Genomic DNA, 2,397 nt, shown 5'->3' with positions numbered 1-2,397 from the left:
GCTCCGGGGGGAGGAGGGAAAAATCGCGTCTTCCCCGGCATTATCGGAACCCCCGGCCCAAGGTTGCGTCCCGGGCCTCATTTTCTTGGCGGCTGGGAGCCCCCAGACGCACGAAGGGCCCGCCCCCGAGTGGGAACGGGCCCTCGTGTCACTGCATGAGGCTCACCGGGGCGACTACTCGCCCGCGGCGCGCTCCTCGCGCTTGCGGTCGCGCTCGGCGCGGTAGCGCTCGCCCAGGGCCAGGGCCTTCTTGCGCATGCGCACGGACTTGGGCGTCACCTCGACGAGCTCGTCGTCGGCGATCCACTCCAGCGCCTTCTCCAGGGTCATCTCGCGGGGCGGGACGAGGATGACGTTCTCGTCGCGGCCGGCGGCGCGGATGTTGGTGAGCTTCTTCTCGCGGCAGGCGTTGACGTTCAGCTCGGACGGGTGCGAGTGCTCGCCGATGATCATCCCCTCGTACACGGTGACGCCAGCGCCCACGAACAGGGCGCCGCGCTCCTGGATGCTGAAGAGCGCGTAGGGCACGGTGTCGCCGAGGCGGTCGGAGACCATGGCGCCGTTCTGGCGCTTCGGGATGTAGCCGAACCAGGGCTCGTAGCCGTCGAACTGGCTGCTCATGATGCCCTCACCGCGGGTAATCGTGAGGAACTCCGAGCGGAAGCCGATGAGGCCACGGGCGGGGATGCGGAACTGGAGGCGGGTACGGCCCGAGCCCAGGCTCGCCATGTCCGTCATGCGGCCCTTGCGAGGCCCCAGGCGCTCCGTCACCGCGCCCACGCTGGTCTCCGGCACGTCGCAGAAGAGCAGCTCCATCGGCTCGTGCACCACGCCGTCGATGGTCTTGGTGATGGGCTCGGGGTTCGAGGCGGTCAGCTCGTAGCCCTCGCGGCGCATGTTCTCGATGATGACAGCCAGGGCGAGCTCGCCACGGCCCACCACGCGGAACGCGTCGGGGGTCTCGGTGTCCTCCACGCGCACGGCCACGTTACGGTAGGCCTCGCGGTAGAGGCGCTCACGCAGGTTGCGGGAGGTGACGAACTTGCCCTCCTTGCCCGCGAGCGGCCCGTCGTTGACCTTGAAGATCATCATCATCGTGGGCTCGTCCACGGTGATGCGGGGCAGGGCCACCGGCTTCTCGGGGTCACCGATGGTGTCGCCGATGGACACGTCCTCGATGCCGGCGATGGAGACGATTTCGCCCGGGCCCGCGTCCTGGATCTCCACGCGCTTCAGGCCGGAGAAGCCGTACAGCTTGACGATCTTGCCAGGCTGGACCTTGCCCCCCTCGCGCACGACGGAGACGGGCATGTTGGGGGTCAGCCGACCTGCCTGCACGCGGCCCACGGCGAGACGGCCCACATAGTCGTCGTAGTCCAGGTTGGCCACGAGCAGCTGCGGGGTCTTCTCCTCCGAGACGGGCGGAGGCGGGATGTGGTTGATGATGGCGTCGAACAGCGGCTCCAGCGTCTTGCCGGGCACGTCCAGCTGGGTGGACGCCTGACCGTGGCGGGCCACGGTGTAGAGCACGGGCATCTCGAGCTGCTTATCGTCCGCGCCCAGGTCGATGTAGAGCGAGTAGACCTGATCGAGCACCTCGGGCGCGCGCGCGTCCTGGCGGTCGATCTTGTTGATGACGAGCACCGTCTTCAGGCCCATGCCCAGCGCCTTGCTGAGCACGAAGCGCGTCTGGGGCAGGGGGCCTTCGGCGGCGTCGACGAGCAGCACGACGCCGTCCACGAGGCGCAGACCGCGCTCCACCTCACCACCGAAGTCGGCGTGACCCGGGGTGTCGATGATGTTGATCTGCATGCCCTTGTAGTTGACCGCGGTGTTCTTCGCGAGAATGGTGATGCCCCTCTCGCGCTCGAGGTCGTTCGAGTCCATCACCCGTTCGGCGACGTGCTCGTTGCTACGGAAGGTGCCCGCCTGGCGAAGCAGGTGATCGACGAGCGTGGTCTTGCCATGGTCAACGTGGGCGACGATGGCGATGTTACGGATGTTTTCGCGAGGAATCATACGGACCGAACGGTGATGAATAAGGTGGGGGAGCGCCCGAAGCGCCCGGGGCTTCCGAACCCCACTGGAACCCGGAAGGCGGGCGCTTATATGCCGCGAGTGCGCCCCCTGCAATGAGCGTGGAAGACCCCCCACCAGGCAGGCGGCTTCCGCCCCCGGGTGAGATACCCCCTCCGCGCCTCCGGCTTTCAACCGCGAAGCGGGCGTTTTCCCTCCCAGGCGGGGTGTGTCACCCCACCTTCACCCCGCCGTCACCCGGCATCCACCTCTAGAGGTGGGTGGGGAGCAGCGGAGGTGCGCACGTCCAGTCGCTCGCGGAGGAAGCGTTCCACCCGGACCTCCACGAGGCCGGGGGCCTCCAGGGGGGCGGTGTGGGTG

1 protein-coding gene is annotated in these 2,397 nt (G+C 68.1%); it reads right to left on the bottom strand.

Annotated features, from left to right (window positions below; all coding sequences use genetic code 11):
* Positions 1-174 precede the first annotated feature (174 nt).
* Complete coding sequence (typA, locus tag HG543_RS53115; RefSeq protein WP_169352598.1) at positions 175-2,019, bottom strand: translational GTPase TypA; 1,845 nt, start codon at positions 2,017-2,019, stop codon at positions 175-177.
* Positions 2,020-2,397: the final 378 nt, after the last annotated feature.

The sequence above is a fragment of the Pyxidicoccus fallax genome, assembly GCF_012933655.1.
Classification (GTDB): Bacteria; Myxococcota; Myxococcia; order Myxococcales; family Myxococcaceae; genus Myxococcus; species Myxococcus fallax.
This window is presented reverse-complemented; position numbering and strand designations above follow the sequence as displayed.